Annotated in this window: 15 protein-coding genes; 8 read left to right on the top strand and 7 right to left on the bottom strand. The window is 60.5% G+C overall.

Annotation, left to right across the window (positions count from 1 at the left end):
• Positions 1-37 precede the first annotated feature (37 nt).
• Positions 38-952 (top strand): ferredoxin family protein, encoded by a 915-nt coding sequence (locus tag CAQUA_RS09350; RefSeq protein WP_196825365.1) that lies wholly within the window; start codon positions 38-40, stop codon positions 950-952.
• On the opposite strand, the gene CAQUA_RS09345 is transcribed toward CAQUA_RS09350, so the two are convergent.
• From CAQUA_RS09345 to CAQUA_RS09335, 3 genes are read right to left on the bottom strand one after another with little or no spacing between them, the layout of a single operon-like run.
• Positions 939-1,622: a methionine ABC transporter permease gene (locus tag CAQUA_RS09345; RefSeq protein WP_196825366.1), complete on the bottom strand. Its 684-nt coding sequence runs from the start codon at positions 1,620-1,622 to the stop codon at positions 939-941. The genes CAQUA_RS09350 and CAQUA_RS09345 overlap by 14 nt on opposite strands.
• Positions 1,619-2,671, bottom strand: a complete 1,053-nt coding sequence (locus CAQUA_RS09340; protein ID WP_196825367.1) for a methionine ABC transporter ATP-binding protein — start codon at positions 2,669-2,671, stop codon at positions 1,619-1,621. Before CAQUA_RS09340 ends, CAQUA_RS09345 begins: the two co-directional genes overlap by 4 nt.
• On the bottom strand, positions 2,672-3,553 hold the full coding sequence (locus CAQUA_RS09335; protein WP_196825368.1) for a MetQ/NlpA family ABC transporter substrate-binding protein: 882 nt from the start codon (positions 3,551-3,553) through the stop codon (positions 2,672-2,674). It lies immediately after the preceding gene.
• 140 nt (positions 3,554-3,693) lie between these two features.
• Here CAQUA_RS09335 and CAQUA_RS09330 point away from each other — a divergent pair, with 140 nt between their 5' ends.
• The 3 genes from CAQUA_RS09330 (at position 3,694) to CAQUA_RS09320 (ending at position 8,779) form a co-directional block, all read left to right on the top strand.
• A complete protein-coding gene (locus CAQUA_RS09330; protein WP_196825369.1) occupies positions 3,694-6,843 on the top strand; it encodes an error-prone DNA polymerase in 3,150 nt (1,049 codons plus the stop codon).
• Between the two features lie 161 nt (positions 6,844-7,004).
• On the top strand, positions 7,005-7,454 hold the full coding sequence (locus CAQUA_RS09325; protein ID WP_196825725.1) for a PH domain-containing protein: 450 nt from the start codon (positions 7,005-7,007) through the stop codon (positions 7,452-7,454).
• Positions 7,451-8,779 (top strand): PH domain-containing protein, encoded by a 1,329-nt coding sequence (locus CAQUA_RS09320; RefSeq protein ID WP_196825370.1) that lies wholly within the window; start codon positions 7,451-7,453, stop codon positions 8,777-8,779. The genes CAQUA_RS09325 and CAQUA_RS09320 overlap by 4 nt, the downstream gene beginning before the upstream one ends.
• Here the strand turns inward: CAQUA_RS09320 and CAQUA_RS09315 are convergent.
• Complete coding sequence (locus tag CAQUA_RS09315; protein WP_196825371.1) at positions 8,752-9,213, bottom strand: tRNA (cytidine(34)-2'-O)-methyltransferase; 462 nt, start codon at positions 9,211-9,213, stop codon at positions 8,752-8,754. The genes CAQUA_RS09320 and CAQUA_RS09315 overlap by 28 nt on opposite strands.
• A gap of 44 nt (positions 9,214-9,257) precedes the next feature.
• Here CAQUA_RS09315 and CAQUA_RS09310 point away from each other — a divergent pair, with 44 nt between their 5' ends.
• Entirely contained in the window at positions 9,258-10,124 is an 867-nt protein-coding gene (locus tag CAQUA_RS09310) for a bifunctional methylenetetrahydrofolate dehydrogenase/methenyltetrahydrofolate cyclohydrolase (protein WP_196825372.1), read from the top strand.
• Positions 10,114-10,455: a DUF3017 domain-containing protein gene (locus CAQUA_RS09305; RefSeq protein WP_196825373.1), complete on the top strand. Its 342-nt coding sequence runs from the start codon at positions 10,114-10,116 to the stop codon at positions 10,453-10,455. Before CAQUA_RS09310 ends, CAQUA_RS09305 begins: the two co-directional genes overlap by 11 nt.
• A 7-nt stretch (positions 10,456-10,462) precedes the next feature.
• On the opposite strand, the gene metX is transcribed toward CAQUA_RS09305, so the two are convergent.
• Positions 10,463-11,617 (bottom strand): homoserine O-acetyltransferase MetX, encoded by a 1,155-nt coding sequence (gene metX / locus CAQUA_RS09300; protein WP_196825374.1) that lies wholly within the window; start codon positions 11,615-11,617, stop codon positions 10,463-10,465.
• A gap of 30 nt (positions 11,618-11,647) precedes the next feature.
• A complete protein-coding gene (locus CAQUA_RS09295; RefSeq protein WP_196825375.1) occupies positions 11,648-12,973 on the bottom strand; it encodes an O-acetylhomoserine/O-acetylserine sulfhydrylase in 1,326 nt (441 codons plus the stop codon).
• 85 nt (positions 12,974-13,058) lie between these two features.
• Here CAQUA_RS09295 and CAQUA_RS09290 point away from each other — a divergent pair, with 85 nt between their 5' ends.
• Positions 13,059-13,958 (top strand): endonuclease domain-containing protein, encoded by a 900-nt coding sequence (locus CAQUA_RS09290; RefSeq protein WP_196825376.1) that lies wholly within the window; start codon positions 13,059-13,061, stop codon positions 13,956-13,958.
• A 370-nt stretch (positions 13,959-14,328) separates the two neighbouring features.
• Here the strand turns inward: CAQUA_RS09290 and CAQUA_RS09285 are convergent, their stop codons facing one another.
• Positions 14,329-16,542 (bottom strand): NADP-dependent isocitrate dehydrogenase, encoded by a 2,214-nt coding sequence (locus tag CAQUA_RS09285; protein ID WP_196825377.1) that lies wholly within the window; start codon positions 16,540-16,542, stop codon positions 14,329-14,331.
• Positions 16,543-16,612: 70 nt separating this feature from the next.
• Between CAQUA_RS09285 and CAQUA_RS09280 the strand changes: the two genes are divergently transcribed.
• Positions 16,613-17,518 carry an exodeoxyribonuclease III gene (locus CAQUA_RS09280; RefSeq protein ID WP_196825378.1) on the top strand — a complete coding sequence of 302 codons (906 nt, stop codon included), beginning with the start codon at positions 16,613-16,615 and terminating at the stop codon, positions 17,516-17,518.
• Positions 17,519-17,617 lie beyond the last annotated feature (99 nt).

Genomic DNA, 17,617 nt, shown 5'->3' with positions numbered 1-17,617 from the left:
TTAAGTGATGGCAGCGACTTAGGTTAGGCTAATACGCATGGCAGGCATTCCTAGGCAGTTGTGCTCCGACGTGGAGGTGGAACCACTGCCCGGCACTGCGAAGAAGGCTCGCTTTTATGTTTTGTTTGAGTGGCCGGGCCCGTGGAGCCGTGACGTGCTGGATGGGGGGACGTTCGGTGAGGAGCTCTCCGCGAAGCTGAAAGCACACATGGATGCCCATGGCGCAGCGTTCCAGCTGATCCGCCACCCCACGCGCGAGGGGCGCGCTATTACCCGCCACCGTGTGTACTTGGTGTTCCCGGAATTGGGGATCACCGAAGGTCTCTTCGTCGATAAGCCAGAGGCTCTTTTGGACCTTGACTTGACTGGGCCCGGCAAGAATCGCGCGCAGACGCGCATGGCGCCGCTGGTGCTGGTGTGTACGCACGCGAAGCGGGATCGCTGTTGTGCGATCAAAGGCCGCCCCCTGGTCAAAGAGTTGGATAAACGCTACCCCTTTGCGTCGACGGGGGAGGTCGTGTGGGAGTCCTCGCACGTCAAAGGCCACCGTTTCGCGGCTGCGATGCTGCTCATGCCGTGGGGCTATAGCTTCGGGCGGATGAATTTAGAGGCAACTGAGGCGATGATTGCCGCGGCCATGCGCGGGCAGATGTTCGTGCCAGGAAACCGCGGTAATGGGTTGTTACCCGCGCCCGCGCAGGTTGCGGAACTCGCCGTGGCGCAGCACCTCCAGCTGGCTGGGGAAGATGTCGCCTACGGGCAGCTGTCGCTAGTCAGCTGCGAGCAGGGCGACGGAAAGGCGACCGTCGTCATGCGGTGCGGTGCCACGGGCCGGAAGTTCGAGCTTTTCTTATCGACGAAGCCGGCGCACGGCGTCATTTCTTCGTGCGGTGGTGTGCCGAAAGAGGCAACCTACTGGCAGGTCGACGATCTGCAGATTACCGGCGCATGATCTTGCGCGACAGGAGGTTGCCTAAAAGCTGCGCCAACTGAACGATCAGGACGATCACGATGACGGCCGCATAGGTGACCAGTGGTTCGTAGGCGCGGTAACCGTTGACGATGGCGAAGTCACCCAAACCGCCGCCGCCGATGTAACCGGCCATGGCGGACATATCAATGACGGCGATGAAGATGAAGGTGAAGCCCAGGATAAGCGGGCCTAGAGCCTCCGGAATGATCACCGTGCGGATGATTCTTAAGGGGCTCGCGCCCATCGCGCGGGCTGCCTCAATGACGCCGGGGTCAATGGCCACGAGGTTTTGTTCCACGATGCGGGCGACTGTAAAGGATGCTGCCACGCACATCACGAACGTTGCTGCGCCGCGGCCAATCGTCGTGCCCACCACTTGAAGCGTGATGGGGTAGAGCATCGCGATCATGATGATGAACGGGATGGGGCGGAAGAAGTTCACCGCGATGTTGATCGCCCAGTAGACGAAGGAGTTTTGCAAAACGCCGCCGCGGCGGGTGGTGTAGAGCAAAATACCCATGATCAGGCCGAAGAACCCGGAGACCACCATCGTCACCGCGACCATGTACATCGTGTCAATGAAAGCCTCAATGAACGGTTCGCGTAGTGATGCCCAATCAGGGCCACTGGCTAGGATCACGTCGGTCATCGGGTGACCTCCTTAATGTCGGTGGTCTGTTGCAAAGTGCGGTAGAAATCCTCGATGGCGCGCTGCCCGTTCGGATCAGTGCTGCTGAGACGAACGGTGAGCTTGCCAAAGGACTGTTGTTGCAAGGTGGTCACCGCGCCGTGGACCACGCGTAGGCTTACGCCTTGGTCCGCAAGGCGTGACGCCGCGGCGAAAAAGCCCGAATCTTCGGTGAGTTCTACCGTGAACAGTCGGGCGCTCGCGTCAGCATCAGCGAACAGCTCATCCACCTCATGGTCCATCGGCGTATTGCGCAATGACGTTGCCACGAAGCGTTGGGCAACGTGAGTTTGGGGATGAGCAAACACATCAGAGATGCGCCCGTACTCCACCACGCGGCCAGCTTCCATCACCGCGACTTTGTCCGCGATAGAGCGGATCACGTCCATCTCGTGAGTAATCACCACGATGGTAATGCCCGTGCTCTCGTTGATCTCACGCAAAAGGTCAAGGACCTCTTTGGTGGTCTCCGGGTCCAGGGCGGACGTTGCTTCGTCGGCAAGCAAAAGCGAAGGATTGTTGGCCAGCGCGCGGGCGATGCCGACGCGCTGTTTCTGCCCGCCGGAGAGCTGCTCCGGGTAGTTCGTGCCGCGCTCAGACAGGCCGACGAACTCCAGCAGCTCGGCGACGCGGGCTTTGCGCTCCGCTTTGCTCATGTCGGTGAGCTTCAGCGGGTACTCGATGTTGCCCGCCGCATTAAGCGAGTTCAGCAGGTTGAACTGCTGGAAGATCATGCCAATGTTGCGGCGAACATCGCGCAGCTTGGACTCGCTCAGCCCCACGATGTTCTTACCGTCGAGCAGGATCTCGCCGCTGGTGGGCGTGTCTAGCCCGTTGATCATGCGAACGAGCGTGGATTTACCAGCACCCGAATATCCGATGACGCCAAGGATCTCCCCAGGTTCGACGGTGAGAGTGACGTTGTCTAGCGCAACAATGTCGGTTCCACTTTTAGAGCGGAACGTCTTGTTCACGTCCCGGAATTCAATCCGGGTGCCGGCGGTACTCAATTACTTGCTCTCGTTCTGAAGGCGCTCGAGGATCTTGTTCAGCTCGGTCTTGTCCTTCTTGACCTGAACTGCGGTGCCCTTGGTCTGCTTCTCCAGTGCCTCGGTCACAGCGTCGGACTGCCAGATCTCGACCAACTTCTCGTACGTCGGGTTGTCAATGTCTTCTGCGCGGACGGAGAAGACGTTGATGTAGGGCTCCGCCAACTCAGAGTTCGGGTCGTCTGCGTAGACAGCGGACTTCGCGTCGATGTTCGCGCGTTCCAGCCAGTTGTTGTTGATCACAGCCGGGCGGCCTTCGTTGTACGCAGCCGGCGTCTGGGATGCGTCCACTGCAACGACTTTCACCTTGGACTCGTCCTTGACAATGTCGTTCGGGGTCGGGGTGAGCTTGCTAGCGCCGTCCTTGACCTTCACCAGGCCAGCCTGAACCAGCACGTTGATGGCGCGGCCCTGGTTAGAGTCATCGTTAGGGATGGCGATTTCCTGGCCCTCAATGCCGTCGAGGCTGTCGTGGTCCTTCCAGAACAGGCCCAAGGTGTTGATCTCACCGGAGCCGATGATCTTCGTGTCCTTACCAGCCGAGACGTTGTACTTTGCCTGGTAGTCAATGGTCTGGAACTTGGAGATGTCAATCTGCTTCTCGCTCAGAGCAGGGTTCACCGGGGTGTACTCGGTGAACTTCTTCACCTCAAGGTCGATGCCTTCCTTCTTTACCTCTTCTTCAAACACCTTCCAGGCGTCCTGGTCCGCGTCCGTGGTGCCGATGACGACCTTGTTGTCGTCCGTGCCCTTGCCTGCCTCCGTGGAGTCGGAGCATGCGGCCAGGCCGGCGAGGGCCAGTGCAGATGCCGCGGTTGCGGCAACAATCTTCTTAATGCGCATTATCTATGCCTTTCTATCGGTTCAACTGCACAGAACTTAACACCTGCTGCACCGCTTAGTCTACTTCTTTGAAACAAGACGTTTCGCGATGTTAGTACGCAAGTTCGAATAATGTCGCGGATGCTATTACCATGAAACGCATGGAGTTCAATGGAGGCGCGCGGATGCCGTGGTCGCGGATCGAGCGGATTTTGTCCGGTCGGCCCGGCCCGATTCCCGTGCCCGTGAATCACCTTCCCGCGCCGCCGCCCGTTGACCATAAACGTGCGCCCGGCGGCATTCCGTTCGCGGAGCTCCACGCCGTGTCGACCTACAGTTTTCTCAGTGAAACCGGCGGCGCGTCAGAACCTGAAGAGCTTGTTTCGAGGGCGTGTGAGCTTGGGATTGAGGCCCTTGGCCTGCTTGATCGTGATGGATTCTATGGCGCTGTGAAATTCGCGGATGCTGCGAAAGCGGCGGGTGTGGCGACGGTGTATGGGGCGGAGCTGACTATTGCGGATGGGGGGTGGGGCGCACCCCTGCCGTTGATTGCGCGGGGTCCGGAAGGGTATCGGCGCCTGTCGCATCTGATCACGCAAGCGCACATGGTCACGGGACAGAAAGACAAAGTGGCGTATCCACCCATGGAGCTCATCGCTGACGCTTTGAGGGGAAACTGCGTGGTGCTTGCTGGATGGTCCTGGGCGGAAGATATCGATTACCTGATCGAATGTTTTGGTCGGGACAATGTAGTGCGGGAGTTCGCCATCACCATGACTCCAGAAGATGCGGATCACCACGCTGCACTTCAGGCACATCCGGAGCTGCCAGCCATTGTCACGGCCTTGCCCGGTGCCGCCACCCGTGACCGGGCCCGGTTGGCTGCTGCAAAGCGCGCACTGGCTCGTCGTCAAGCATTAGGCGATGCCTGGGGGGACTTGCACCCGATGGGCGCGAACTGGCTGCGCTCCGGCGAACAGATCCTTGCTGCTGCCCCTGACTGTGCGGGAATGATTGATACGGCACTGCAACTAGCGAAGGACTGTGCTTTTGACTTGGACTTGGTGGCACCGAACTTGCCACCGTTTCCCACGCCTGATGGATATGACGAGATGGGGTGGTTGCGCCACCTGGTGCATGTTCGCGGGCAAGAACGGTACGCCACGCGGTCGCAGGACACGCGGGATCGCGCAGTGGCGCAAATTCGGCATGAACTGGGGGTGATCTCCAAGCTGGGGTTTCCTGGGTATTTCCTCATTGTCAATGACCTGGTGGATTTCTGCCGCCGGGAGAACATTTTGTGCCAAGGTCGCGGCTCTGCGGCGAACTCCGCGGTGTGTTTTGCCCTAGGAATCACCAACGTTGAACCGATAGAAGCCGGCCTGCTTTTTGAGCGCTTCCTTTCCCCGGATCGGGATGGGCCGCCGGATATTGACATAGATATTGAATCTGGTCGGCGTGAAGAGGTAATCCAGTACGCGTACGCGACCTATGGGCGCGACAACGCGGCGCAGGTAGCCAACGTGATCACGTACCGCCGCAAAGGGGCGGTACGAGACGCAGCGCGTGCCTTGGGCTACCCGCAAGGTGCCGCGGACGGATGGTCCAAGGGGATTGCGGACCCGCCGGGGCGGGTGTCCTCCCTGGCGGAGCAACTGAAAGGTCAGCCGCGGCACCTTGGCATTCACTCCGGGGGCATGGTCATCTGCGATCGGCCGATTGCGGATGTTGTGCCCACTGAGTGGGCGCGGATGGAAAACCGCTCCGTAGTGCAGTGGGATAAAGACGACTGTGCGGCGGCGGGACTGGTGAAGTTTGACCTGCTGGGCCTGGGGATGCTGGAAGCGCTGCACCACATGATTGATCTGGTGAAAGAAACAGAAGGCCGCACGGTGAACTTGTGGGAACTCGACCTCAAAGACCCTGCCGTGTATGACATGCTGTGCCGTGCTGATTCTGTGGGAGTTTTCCAGGTGGAATCTCGCGCGCAGATGGGCACCTTGCCGCGGCTGAAACCACGCGTGTTCTTTGACCTGGTGGTGGAGGTTGCTTTAATCCGCCCGGGCCCAATCCAAGGCGGTTCGGTGCACCCCTACCTGCGGCGGCGCGACGGCGTGGAAGAAGTCACCTACGAACATCCTGTGCTGGAACATTCGCTGGGCAAGACCCTGGGTGTGCCGCTGTTCCAGGAACAACTCATGCAGGTCGCGGTCGATGCTGCTGGTTTTTCCGGGGCGGAGGCGGACTCATTGCGGCGCGCGATGGGCTCAAAGCGGTCACCAGCAAAGATGGAGGCGTTGCGCCAGCGCTTTTTCGACGGATGCTTTGAGGCGAACCAGATAGAGGAAGAAACCGCGGCGCGTCTGTGGGCGAAGATCGTGGCGTTCGCTGCCTACGGGTTCCCAGAATCCCATTCCCAATCGTTTGCCTCACTGGTGTATTTCTCCGCCTGGTTCAAGCACTATTATCCAGCGCAGTTTTGCGTGGGATTATTACGTGCGCAACCGATGGGTTTTTATTCCCCGCAGTCCTTGATCCAAGACGCCCGCCGCCACGGCATCACGGTGCTGCCGGTGAGCGTGAATGATTCCGGTCTGGAGGCCCGTTGCCTTGATCACGGCACGATCCGGGTGGGGTTGAACCTGATTAAGGGGCTTGGGGATAAAGCTGCTGAACGGATTGAAACAGCCCAGCCGTTTAGCGGCATCCCCGATCTTTCCCGTCGCGCGGACCTTAGCCTCGAACACGTGGAGGCCCTGGCGAAGGCAGGCGCCCTGGATTGCTTCGGGGTGAATCGCAGGCAAGCCCTGTGGCAGGCCGGTGTCGCCGCTACGGAACGCGAAGGAATGTTAGAAGGCCTCTCTGCAATTGAGGCGCCGGCGTTGCCGGGGATGAGCAGCTTTGAACTCATAGCCGCGGATGTCGCGTCCACCGGGGTCACGCATGACAAACAACCGATGGAAATGCTGCGCGGACATCTCCGTTCCTCCGGGGTGCTCACCGCCGCGGACCTGAAAACCGTTGAGGACGGCACGCGCGTTTATGTCGCCGGGGTGGTCACGCACCGCCAGCGCCCCCAGACTGCCTCCGGCCTTACGTTTTTGGGCCTTGAGGATGAAACCGGTTTGATCAACGTGGTTGTGTCACCCGGTTTGTGGAACCGGGATCGCGTTACTTCCCGCACGGCGAAAGCGATGATCGTACGCGGCATAGTCCGCAACGCCACTGGGGCAGTGAGTATCACTGCGGACAGGTTGGAAAACCTCCAGCTTGGCGGATACCTCACCCGGGGGAGCCGCGACTTTCAGTAGAAATAGGGCGTGAACTCGTCGATTCTGCACGACATTCATGGTCCGGTTGGTCGGGCAGAGCAGCTTCAGTCGGTGCAACGTACGCCGAAGAAGGGGTAGGCGCTAGCGTTACAGCTATGCCCACCCCAGAGCCGCTACGCATGCCCACGGACGTGAGCGGGATGAACCCGGTTTCGCCGAAGCTTACGGTTGCGCGCTACATTTCGCAGATCATGTGGGTGCTGATCCTCCTCGCCTGCTTCCTTATTCCCCAGTACGTTTCGGGCGGTTGGTGGTGGATTGGCGCCGCCGTCACCGGCGCGTGGGGTGTGTTCCAGGCGATCATGATTCCGCTGCGCGTGCGCAACATTGGGTGGTTGGAAACGGATGATGAGCTGTTAATAACCACGGGCAAGATCAACCAAACGTTCACCATCATCCCGTACGGCCGCATTCAGTTCGTGGATGTCAACACCGGCCCGTTCACCCGCCCGCTTGGCTTGAAGTCGATCACGCTCAACACCGCCAGCGCGTCCACTGATGCGACGGTGCCTGGCCTGCCCGCGCGCGAGGCAGACGCGTTGCGCGAACGCTTAGCCGCCCACGCCCGTGAACGGATGAGTGGTCTGTGAGCAAGCACGCTTATCGACGAGTCCATAGACTGACCCCGCTGTTACGCGTATGGGCAGTCATCATTGCCCTGGCCACGGTGGTGCTGTTCAATTTTGCTACCTACATCGCGGACGCGGTGGGTGATCAACGCATCACCCGCGCGGATGTGTGTAGTTACGCCGCCATCGGTGTGGGGGCGCTGCTCATCGTGTTTGCGGTCTCACAGGTGTGGTGGTCCCAGATGGGGTTTCGTGTGGGGCCTGAAGAAGTCATCTTGCGCCAAGGAGTGATTTCAACCAAGCTGCGCAGCGCCCGCTACGACCGAATTCAAGCCGTGGATGTGGTGGAACCGTTGGCCGCACGGATCTGTGGCCTCGCCGCAGTTCGCGTTGAGGCGGCCGGGGGCGCCAATTCCGCCATTGAGATCGGATTTTTGAAACGCGCGGATGTCGAGGACGTGCGGGAAGAACTGCTCCGCAGAATCGCGGTGACAACCGGTGACATGGGTCTGTCTAATGATCACCATCACTACGTTGTCCCACCAATCCCCATTGCACGTTCTTTGATCGGGGCGTTTCTGCGCCTTACTACTTTGTTCACCCTCGTCTGGTCCTTCGTCCCGGCGCTGACCAGCGTGACGTTTGCTGTGATCATGCCCATTCTCATCGGGTTCATTCCGCAGATCTGGCGCCAGATCGATCAGTCATGGCGTTACCAGGCATTCCTGATTGATGACGTGGTGCACCTCTCGTATGGCCTAGCCAACAGGCGCAAGCAATCAGTGCCGCTGGACCGAATCCACGCGGTTGGGCTGAGCCAGCCAATCTTTTGGCGGATCTTCGGCTGGTGGACTGTATCCGTTAACATCGCTGGTTACGGCCGTGAATCCAGTAAAGTCTCCGGGACCTCACGGCTTCTACCCGTCGGGTCCTACCAGCAAGCACTGGAGCTTCTCAGCGCCATTGGCCCTTTTACAGTCGAGGAGCTTCACCGCACCGCATCACCCGATTTCTGGCAGTTCCGCTCCCCGCGCCGGGCTGCACTCCCGTCGCCTATTGATGCCGGACGGCAGGCGGTGAGTCTTCTCCCCACGCCATCCGGAACCGTGGCACTCACGCGTCACGGCCGGTTTTCACGCAAGCTCGAATTCATTGAAACCTCCCACATTCAAGAGCTCACGTATCGCCGGGGCCCGATCCAAAAAGCATTGAAGCTCGCCCACGTGCGCTTTAATCTCGTTCCGGGGCCCGTGAAGATGAAGGCACGGGACTTAGACGATTGCGATGCATGGGCCCTCGTCGATAAGCTGCGTGCTCGTCAGACGCCCGATGCAAACCCCAGCTGACGCCATGCTTCATAGCTCGCCACGGCAGCTGAGTTGGCAAGGTTCATAGACCGCCGCCCGGGCAGCATGGGGATGCGCAATTGGTCCGTGACGCGTGGGTGGTGGCTGTGCTGAATCGGCAGCCCATCTGGTTCCGTTCCAAACAACAGCGCGTCGGTTTCGCGGTAATCCACATCGGTGTACCACCGCGTAGCCTGCGTCGTGAAGGCGAAGATCCGCGCGTCACCAAGTGCTGCAAAACAGGCATCCAGATTCGGGTGAATCTGCACGTCGGCCAAGTCATGGTAGTCCAGCCCGGAGCGCTTTAAATGCTTGTCGTCGAGAAGAAAGCCCAGCGGTTCCACGAGGTGAAGGACAAATCCCGTGCCCGCGCAAAGACGGATGGTGTTACCGGTATTGCCCGGGATAACTGGGTTATCAAAGATAACGTGCATCTTCATAAGTTTAGGCCTTAGACCAACGGGATAAGATGGGACCCGTGACTGCGATCAAACTTGACGGAAAGCTTTACAGCAGCGAAATTTTCGCCGATCTCAAACAGCGTGTTGCGGCCTTGAAGGAGCAGCACGGAATAACCCCAGGACTGGCCACGGTGCTCGTGGGGGATGATCCTGCAAGCCACAACTACGTGCGGATGAAGCACAAGGATTGTGAGCAGCTGGGCATCGCCTCCATTCAAAAGCAGCTGCCGGCCGACGCGACGCAGGAGGAGCTCGAAGAGCTCATCGCCGAGCTGAATAACGACGACTCGGTGACGGGCTACATCGTCCAGCTGCCGTTGCCGAAGCACTTGGATGAGAACCGGGTGCTCAGCCTGATTGACCCAGACAAGGACGCAGACGGCCTGCACCCGGTGAACCTGGGCAAGTTGGTGCTCAATGAGCCCGCGCCGTTGCCGTGCACCCCGAACGGTTCGATTGCTCTTCTAGAGCGTTTTGGTGTGGATATGAACGGCGCGATCGTGTGCGTCGTCGGCCGCGGCGTGACCGTGGGGCGCCCGATTTCGCTGATGCTGACCACAAAGAAAGTGAATGCGACCACGGTGCTCTGCCACACCGGCACGAAGGACTTGGCCGCTGAAACCTCCCGCGCGGACGTGGTGATCGCCGCCGTTGGACGCCCACACATGATCACCGCGGACATGGTCAAAGAAGGTGCTGCGGTGCTGGACGTGGGCGTGTCGCGCGTGGATGGAAAGACCGTGGGTGACGTTCACCCGGACGTGTGGGAGAAGGCCGGCTGGGTCTCCCCGAACCCCGGTGGCGTGGGGCCGATGACGCGCACCTTCTTAGTGCGTAACATCGTCGAGACTGCTGAGCGCCAGGCGGAGAAGCTTGCCGGCTAACCTTAATCCCGCTCCGCCGAGCCTGGATAACCCGCATGATCTAGGCAACGCGCCCTCGCGGCTACCGCTGTGGGCGCAGCGCGCCGCGCTCGCCGTATTCGTCCTCGGGTTCGTCGCCGCCACAGTATTCGCTGCGACGGAGCACTGGCGCCGCGCAACGTTCGCTCTTGGGTGCACGATGTTGTGGCTCGCTGGCTGCCGCGCCTTCTGTGACTCCCACGTGTTAGGGCTGGTGGCTGTGCGCTCGCAACGGTTCGACATCGCCTTCTGCATTGCCACGGGGGCGATGCTCGTGTGGCTCGCGGCCTCCGTCGACTCGCTGGGCAGCTAACCCCCCGCTAAATGTCGTAGTTGCCGCGGTGCGTGGCCAATTCAGTAATAGAGGGGGTCTGGTCCGCTAGGGCAATGAAATTGCTCAAGATGTGGTGCATCTGACGGGCCTCCACCAAGAACGCGTCGTGACCGACGGGGGAAACGATCTTGTTCATCGCCAGCAGGTTGCCCAGGTTCCGGGAGATGTGTTCTTGCTGGTGGAAGGGGTACAAGATGTCGGTGTCTACGCCGACCACCATCGTTGGAACCTGCGACGAGTGCAACGCGCGGTTGAGCCCGCCGCGTCCGCGGCCGATGTCGTAGCGGTTGAGAGCCTCCGTAATCGCCACGTAGGAGCCAGCGTCAAAGCGTTCGACGAGTCGTTTGCCCTGGTGGTCAAGGTAGCCTTGGACCGCAAAGCGCTGGTCATTGCTGCGGAAGGAGCCCAACGGGTTTTCGCCCGGCTGAGCCATGGTGCCAAAGCGTTCGTCGATCTCTAGCTCGCCACGGTAGGTCAGATGCGCGAGCCGGCGTGCAGCGGCCAGCCCTTCATCCGGCGAGCGCCCGGTGCCGTAGTAGTCCCCGCCCTGCCAGTTCGAGTCGCGCAAAATCGCGTGGATTTGGGAGGTCTGGATCCCGATCTGCCAGGCACTCGCGCGGGCGGACACCGCGATCACGCAGGCATAATTCGCCCAGTCCGGGTACATGAGCGTCCACTCGAGTGCCCGGGCGCCGCCCATCGACCCGCCGATCACGGCGTGCATGGAGGAGATCCCCAGGGTTTCTAAGAATTGTTGTTCGGCCCGAACTTGATCGCGCACGGACGTGGCGGGGAAGCGCGACCCCCACTTCCCGCCGTCCGGGTGGTCGCTGCTTGGCCCGGTTGAACCCTGGCAGCCACCAAGAACGTTGGTACACAGCACGCAAAACTTGTCGGTGTCCAGGGCCATCCCGGGGCCGATCAGCCCCTCCCACCACAGCACCGCGTTGGAGTCGCCCGTGAGCGCGTGCTCCACCAGGATCAGGTTGTTTTTGCCGTGGGGGTTGCCGTAGAAATCGCCCCATCGTCGATAAGCAATGTGCACGTCTTCGATGACGGCGCCTGCTTCCGTTTCCACATCGCCGATGGCGACGGTAGCCAGTTGACCCTCAGCGGCGAGTTTGACGGACGGAAAATTCACTTGCTTGACACTACTCTATGCGCAGGTCAACTAGCTAATCGCGTCGAATCCACGTTGCAGGTCAGCGAGAATATCCTCAATATCCTCGATGCCCACGCTCAGACGCACCGTCGCCTGCGTGATGCCAGCGCGCGCCAGGCCAGCCTCATTCGACTGCGAGTGCGTTGTCGATGCCGGGTGAACCACCAGCGAGCGCACATCGCCGATGTTGGCCAGGTTGGAGTGCAGCTTCAGCGCGTTAATGAAGTCCCACGCGTTCTTGCGGTCGTTCGGATCCCCCGCGACGTCAAAGGATAGCACCGACCCTGTGTAGGTGAAGCCCAACTTTTCCTTGAGCGCGTAGTACGGGCTCGACGGCAATCCCGCGAAGTTCACGCTGGCCACCTTGTCGCTTGCGTCGAGGAATTCCGCCACCTTGAGGGCATTTTCATTATGCTTATCGACGCGAAGCCCCAGCGTATCGATTCCCTGCAGCGTTACCCAGGCGTTGAACGGCGAAATCGCAGCGCCCGTATCGCGCAGAATGCCTGCGCGGGCTTTGAGCGCAAAGGCCGGTGCGCCCAAGTCAGCGTACACAAGGCCGTGGTAGGCGGGGTCCGGAACAACGAAGCCCGGGAAGACCGGCTCGCCATCGCGTTGAACCTTCCAGTCGAACGACCCGCCGTCGATAATCGCGCCGCCCAGCACTGAACCGTTACCGGAATAAAACTTCGTCGTGGAGATAACTACGATATCGGCGCCGAGCTCCAGCGGGCGCACCAGCGCCGCGGTGGCCATCGTGTTATCCACGATCAAGGGAACCTGATTGCGGTGCGCAACTTCGGCGACGGCCGGGATATCCAAAATGTCGGCGATGGGGTTGCCGAATGTCTCGCCGTAGAACGCCTTCGTGTTGGGGCGCACGGCATCTTGCCAGGACTGCGGATCATCAGGGTTGTCTACGAAGGTGAACTCAATGCCCAGGCGGGGCAGAGTGACCTCGAACAGCGTTTCCGTTCCGCCGTAGAGGCGCGGGGACGTCACGATGTGGTCCCCGGTGTTAGCCAAAGTAATGATCGCCGCGGTCTCAGCTGCTTGACCAGACGCAAACGCCGTTGTGGCTACGCCACCTTCCAGCGACGTGAGGCGATCTTCCAGCGCCTGCTGCGTCGGGTTTGTAATTCGGGTGTAGATCGGGCCCGGGTTAGACAATGAGAAACGGTCAGCCGCGTGCTGGGTGTCATCGAACACGTACGACGTGGTCATGTAAATCGGCTGGTTCCGCGCCCCCGTGTCGGAATCCACCGTCTGGCCCGCGTGAATCGCGCGGGTGTTGAAGGACCAGTCGTTGACATTGCTGTTGTCGTAATTAGGCATGAAGCCAGGCTAACCCCACCGTGGTTCGCTTCGCTGAATTTAATTCGGCAGGGAACCTCGGCGACCAAAAATGAGTCTAAAGAGCATGGACTACCCACGCTTTCAACAGCTCACCGACTTAATCATCAACTACCGCGCACTCAACCCCGGCGTATCACCCGCCACCCACCAGCGCCTTTCCGGATACTACGGCTACCCGCGCTCCAACTACCAGGCGCTGGCCTACCACGAAAAGAAGCTGCTTCTGGCCTACACCGCAGGCCTCGCTTCTCGACGATCGATCTTAATCTGCCGCTCCGCCGCCCGAATCTGGAATATCTGGGTAGTAGCAACAACCCCGGAAACGATCGAAATCTCATTACCCCGGGGCAACACTTCTCCTTCTCGGGCGGCCGACCCCGCCTACACATACCGGTTCTCGCGGCTGCCCGACAGAGTCATCACTCGTGTGCGCGGCGTAGCGGTCACCAGCGCGATCCGAACATTCATCGACATCGCCCGCTACCACGGCTTCGCCGAAGGCCTCGTCGCCCTCGACTGCCTATTGGCAAACGGCGTCAACCTAGAGGACATTGAAGCCGAAGTGGCTGCTCAAGGCCGGTTCAAAGGGGTCGCAACCGTTCGCCGCTGCCTTCACCATTGCGTTCCAAACTCCGAATCACCCTACGAAAGCTACGCGCGCGCTCTGCTCATCGAAGCGGGGGTTGACGACATCGTGGCGCAATTTGTCATCGACGGTTTCCGAGCCGACCTGTGCCTCGGCGGGTGGCTCCTCGTTGAAATCGATGGCCGATCCAAGTACGAAGGCGACGACGCCCAAGCTCAGATCTACCGCGACCTGCAGCGCGAACGCCTCATCGGCAATCAGGGCTACGTCTTCCTTCGATTCACACCCGAATTCCTGCTGAAACACCCCGACGAATTCGTTCGCCAAGTCCTCGAGCGCTTCGCCGCCGGCAACCGCGGCTCCACCGCCGCCAACTAACCCCTCCCACGCCCCTCCTCAGGACCGCAAATGCTCGTTCCAGCCTCCCCAAACCGCAAATGCTCGTTCCAGCCGAGTCCGGGCAGCCCCAATTACTCGTATAACGAGCATTTGGCCCCAATGCCCACTCGTACAACGAGCATTTAAAGACGAGCATTTGGAAAATCGAAAGCTGAAACGAGCATTTGCGGGCTCTGACTGGGGTCAGCCGGGACCAGCTGGGGCCAGGCCAGGGCGTGGCGGGCTGGAACGAGCATTTGCGGGCTCTGACTGGGGCTTGGCGGGCTGGAACGAGCATTTGCGGGCTCTGACTGGGGCCCGGCCAGGGCATGCCGGGGCAGAGCCGCGGCGCGGGGCCGGGGCGAAGGGCTTAGCGCAGGGAGTCGATGATCTCGTTGAATTTCGCGGAGGGGCGCATGACCGCGGTGGTTTTCTCCTCGTCAGGCCAGTAGTAGCCACCGAGGTCGGCGGGGGAGCCCTGGACTTCCATCAGTTCGTCGGAGATTTGCTGGACATTGTCGTGCAGTTGGTTGTACACGTCGGTGAAGTGCGCGGCTAGGTCCGCGTCTTCTTCCTGGTTTGCCAGTTCTTCGGCCCAGTACAGGGCGATGTAGGCGTGGGATCCGCGGTCGTCGATTTCGCCGACCTTACGGGACGGGGACCGGCCCTTTTCAAGGTAGGACTCGATTGCGCGGTCCAGCGTGTTGCCCAGTATTGCAGCCTTGGGGTTGTCGTGGCGGTCGGCCACATGGCGGAAGGATTCGGTCAAAGCGAGGTACTCACCTAGGGAATCCCAGCGCAGGTGGTTTTCCTCCAATACCTGTTCCACGTGTTTCGGTGCGGACCCGCCGGCGCCGGTTTCGAAAAGGCCACCGCCAGCCATGAGCGGAACCACGGACAGCATCTTTGCAGAGGTTCCTAGCTCAAGAATGGGGAAGAGGTCCGTGTTGTAGTCGCGCAAAACGTTGCCGGTCACGGAGATGGTGTCTTCGCCGCGGCGGATGCGGTCGATGGACACTTGCGTCGCTTCTTCCGGGGACAGGATGTCCAGGTCAAGCCCATCGGTGTCCATCTCGGCCAGTTGTTCGCGCACCAGCGTGGCGATGTTGCGGTCGTGGGCACGCTCTGGGTCCAGCCAGAAGATTGCCTTCATCTCCATGCGGCGGGCGCGGTCCACGGCCAGCGTGATCCAGTCGCGGATCGCCGCGTCGCGGGTGCAGCAGCAGCGCCAGATGTCGCCTTCCTCAATCTCGTGGCTGATCAGCACGTCGCCGGAAGAAGAGAGGATCTGCATTTCGCCAGCAAATGGCGCCTTAAAGGTCTTGTTGTGGGAGCCGTATTCCTCGGCCTTTTGCGCCATGAGACCAATGTTGGGCACCGTCCCCATCGTGGACGGGTCAAACGCACCGTTTTTGCGGCAGTCATCGATGACTACCTGGTACACCCCAGCGTAGGAAGAATCCGGGATGACAGCCAAGGTGTCCTGCTCCTCACCCTTGGCGTTCCACATGTGGCCGGAGGTTCGGATCATCGCGGGCATGGATGCGTCCACGATGACATCGGAGGGAACGTGCAGGTTGGTGATGCCCTTGTCGGAGTTCACCATGGCCAGGTTCGCGCGGCGGGCAAGGGTTGCCTCCAGTTCCGCGCGAATCTCGTCGCCTTCTTCGCCCATTCCATCCAAACCGGAGAAGATCGCAGCAAGACCGTTCTCCCCATCAAGGCCCGCGGCGAACAGTGCCTCGCCGTGCTTGTCGTACACGTTCTTGAAGTACGCGCGCACCACGTGGCCGAAGATGATCGGGTCGGAGACCTTCATCATCGTGGCCTTGAGGTGTACGGAGAACAAAACACCGAGCTCTTTGGCTTTCACGATGGACTCTTGCAAGAACTCATCGAGCGCACGCACGGACATGTAGGCGCCATCGATCACGTCGCCAGCGCCAACGACGAGGTCATCGCGGAAAACTTCTTCGCGGCCGTCCCCAACGAGCTTGATCGTCAACGTGTCGTCGCGGTCAAGGATCACGGATTTTTCGGTGTGGCGGAAGTCCCCGTGCGTCATGGTGGCAACGTTCGTCTTTGACTCCGGCGACCATTCACCCATGGAATGGGGGTGCTTCTTCGCGTAGTTCTTCACCGATTTCGGCGCACGACGATCGGAGTTGCCCTGACGCAGCACCGGGTTCACAGCGGAGCCCTTCACGGCGTCGTACTTCGCCTGGATTTCCTTCTCCTCGTCAGAAGAGGGGTTCGACGGGTACTCGGGGACGTCAAAGCCCGCGTCTTGGAGCTCCTTGATCGCCTTTTTCAGCTGCACTAGGGACGCCGAAATGTTGGGGAGCTTAATGATGTTCGCGTCCGGCGACTTCGTCAGTTCGCCCAGCTTGGCCAGATAATCTGGCACCCTCTGATCGTCGTCAAGCCGCTCGGGGAACTGCGCGAGAATGCGCGCCGCGAGGGAGATGTCCCACGTTTCCACGGCGACATCCGCGCTAGCAGCGAATGCTTCGACGATCGGTTTGAACGAGTACGTTGCGAGCAGCGGAGCCTCGTCCGTGCGCGTCCAGATGATTGTGGCCATGGTTCACCAGACTACTCCTCAACCCCCTCCGGCGCTCAGGCAGCGTTAAGGGATCAGTAGGGTAGGCCCCATGAGCCTTACCGTCGCCTCCGTCAATGTCAATGGCATTCGCGCTGCCACCAAGGTCCGCAACGAAAACAACCTGGGCATGCTCGAGTGGTTCAAGGCCACCCCCGCGGACGTCGTTCTCATGCAGGAGGTGCGCGCGGACGAGAAGCAGGCGGCCGCCGCGCTCGCGCCCATCATCGACGCCGGCTGGCACCTTTACACCGCGCCGGCCGCCGCTAAGGGTCGCGCCGGGGTCGCCATCGCATCGCGCACGCCGCTTGCCGACGTCACCATCGGCATCCCTGGCTTCGAAGATTCTGGGCGTTTCATCGCGGGCACGCTTGACGACGGAACCCGTGTGGCATCGTTGTACCTTCCCTCTGGTTCAACCGGGACGGACAAACAGGATGAGAAGTACGCCTTCCTAGATTCCTTCGAGGAGCTTCTCTGCAGCTGGCCCTATGAGTACCGCGACATGCTGATTTGCGGCGACTGGAATATTTGTCACCGCCGTGAGGATCTCAAGAACTGGAAGACGAACCACAAGTCTTCTGGCTTTTTGCCAGCGGAACGTGCCTTCATGGATTCGCTGCTTGGCTGCTACCCGGATGAGGAAGCCCAGGACCTTGAGATGAAAGCGGAAAAAGGCTACTTCGGAGCCGTCGAGTACGCCAATGAGACTCTGCGAGTCTCGTGCGATGAGCCGCGGTGGTTCGACGTTGCCCGGCGCCTTCAACCCACCGACGCCCCCTACACGTGGTGGACGTTCCGCGGACAGGCCTTTAATAATGACGCGGGTTGGCGCATCGATTACCAGATCGCCACCGCGAACATGCTCGAGCGCGCGCTAAAGACGTGGGTGGAGAAGGCCGATGCAGTTGAGCTGCGTTGGTCGGACCACGCCCCGCTGCTCGTCGAATACGCTTAAGGATCGCCCGGCGTTAGAACCTCCATTCCCATTTCGCGGGCGATGGCTGCCGACGTATGCAAATACCACCGTTGCGAAATCGATGGTCCTAAGTTCGAC

The organism is Corynebacterium aquatimens (assembly GCF_030408395.1).
Taxonomy (GTDB): domain Bacteria; phylum Actinomycetota; class Actinomycetes; order Mycobacteriales; family Mycobacteriaceae; genus Corynebacterium; species Corynebacterium aquatimens.
The sequence above is the reverse complement of the archived record's forward strand: the minus strand, read 5'-3'. Positions and strand labels throughout refer to the sequence as shown.

Bases quoted from the DNA above. Each gene is read 5' to 3' on its own strand.
- CAQUA_RS09350 (WP_196825365.1), top strand. From the start codon at position 38: ATGGCAGGCATTCCTAGGCAGTTGTGCTCCGACGTGGAGGTGGAACCA.
- CAQUA_RS09345 (WP_196825366.1), bottom strand. From the start codon at position 1,622: ATGACCGACGTGATCCTAGCCAGTGGCCCTGATTGGGCATCACTACGC.
- CAQUA_RS09335 (WP_196825368.1), bottom strand. From the start codon at position 3,553: ATGCGCATTAAGAAGATTGTTGCCGCAACCGCGGCATCTGCACTGGCC.
- CAQUA_RS09330 (WP_196825369.1), top strand. From the start codon at position 3,694: ATGGAGTTCAATGGAGGCGCGCGGATGCCGTGGTCGCGGATCGAGCGG.
- CAQUA_RS09325 (WP_196825725.1), top strand. From the start codon at position 7,005: ATGAACCCGGTTTCGCCGAAGCTTACGGTTGCGCGCTACATTTCGCAG.
- CAQUA_RS09315 (WP_196825371.1), bottom strand. From the start codon at position 9,213: ATGCACGTTATCTTTGATAACCCAGTTATCCCGGGCAATACCGGTAAC.
- CAQUA_RS09295 (WP_196825375.1), bottom strand. From the start codon at position 12,973: ATGCCTAATTACGACAACAGCAATGTCAACGACTGGTCCTTCAACACC.
- CAQUA_RS09290 (WP_196825376.1), top strand. From the start codon at position 13,059: ATGGACTACCCACGCTTTCAACAGCTCACCGACTTAATCATCAACTAC.
- CAQUA_RS09285 (WP_196825377.1), bottom strand. From the start codon at position 16,542: ATGGCCACAATCATCTGGACGCGCACGGACGAGGCTCCGCTGCTCGCA.
- CAQUA_RS09280 (WP_196825378.1), top strand. From the start codon at position 16,613: ATGAGCCTTACCGTCGCCTCCGTCAATGTCAATGGCATTCGCGCTGCC.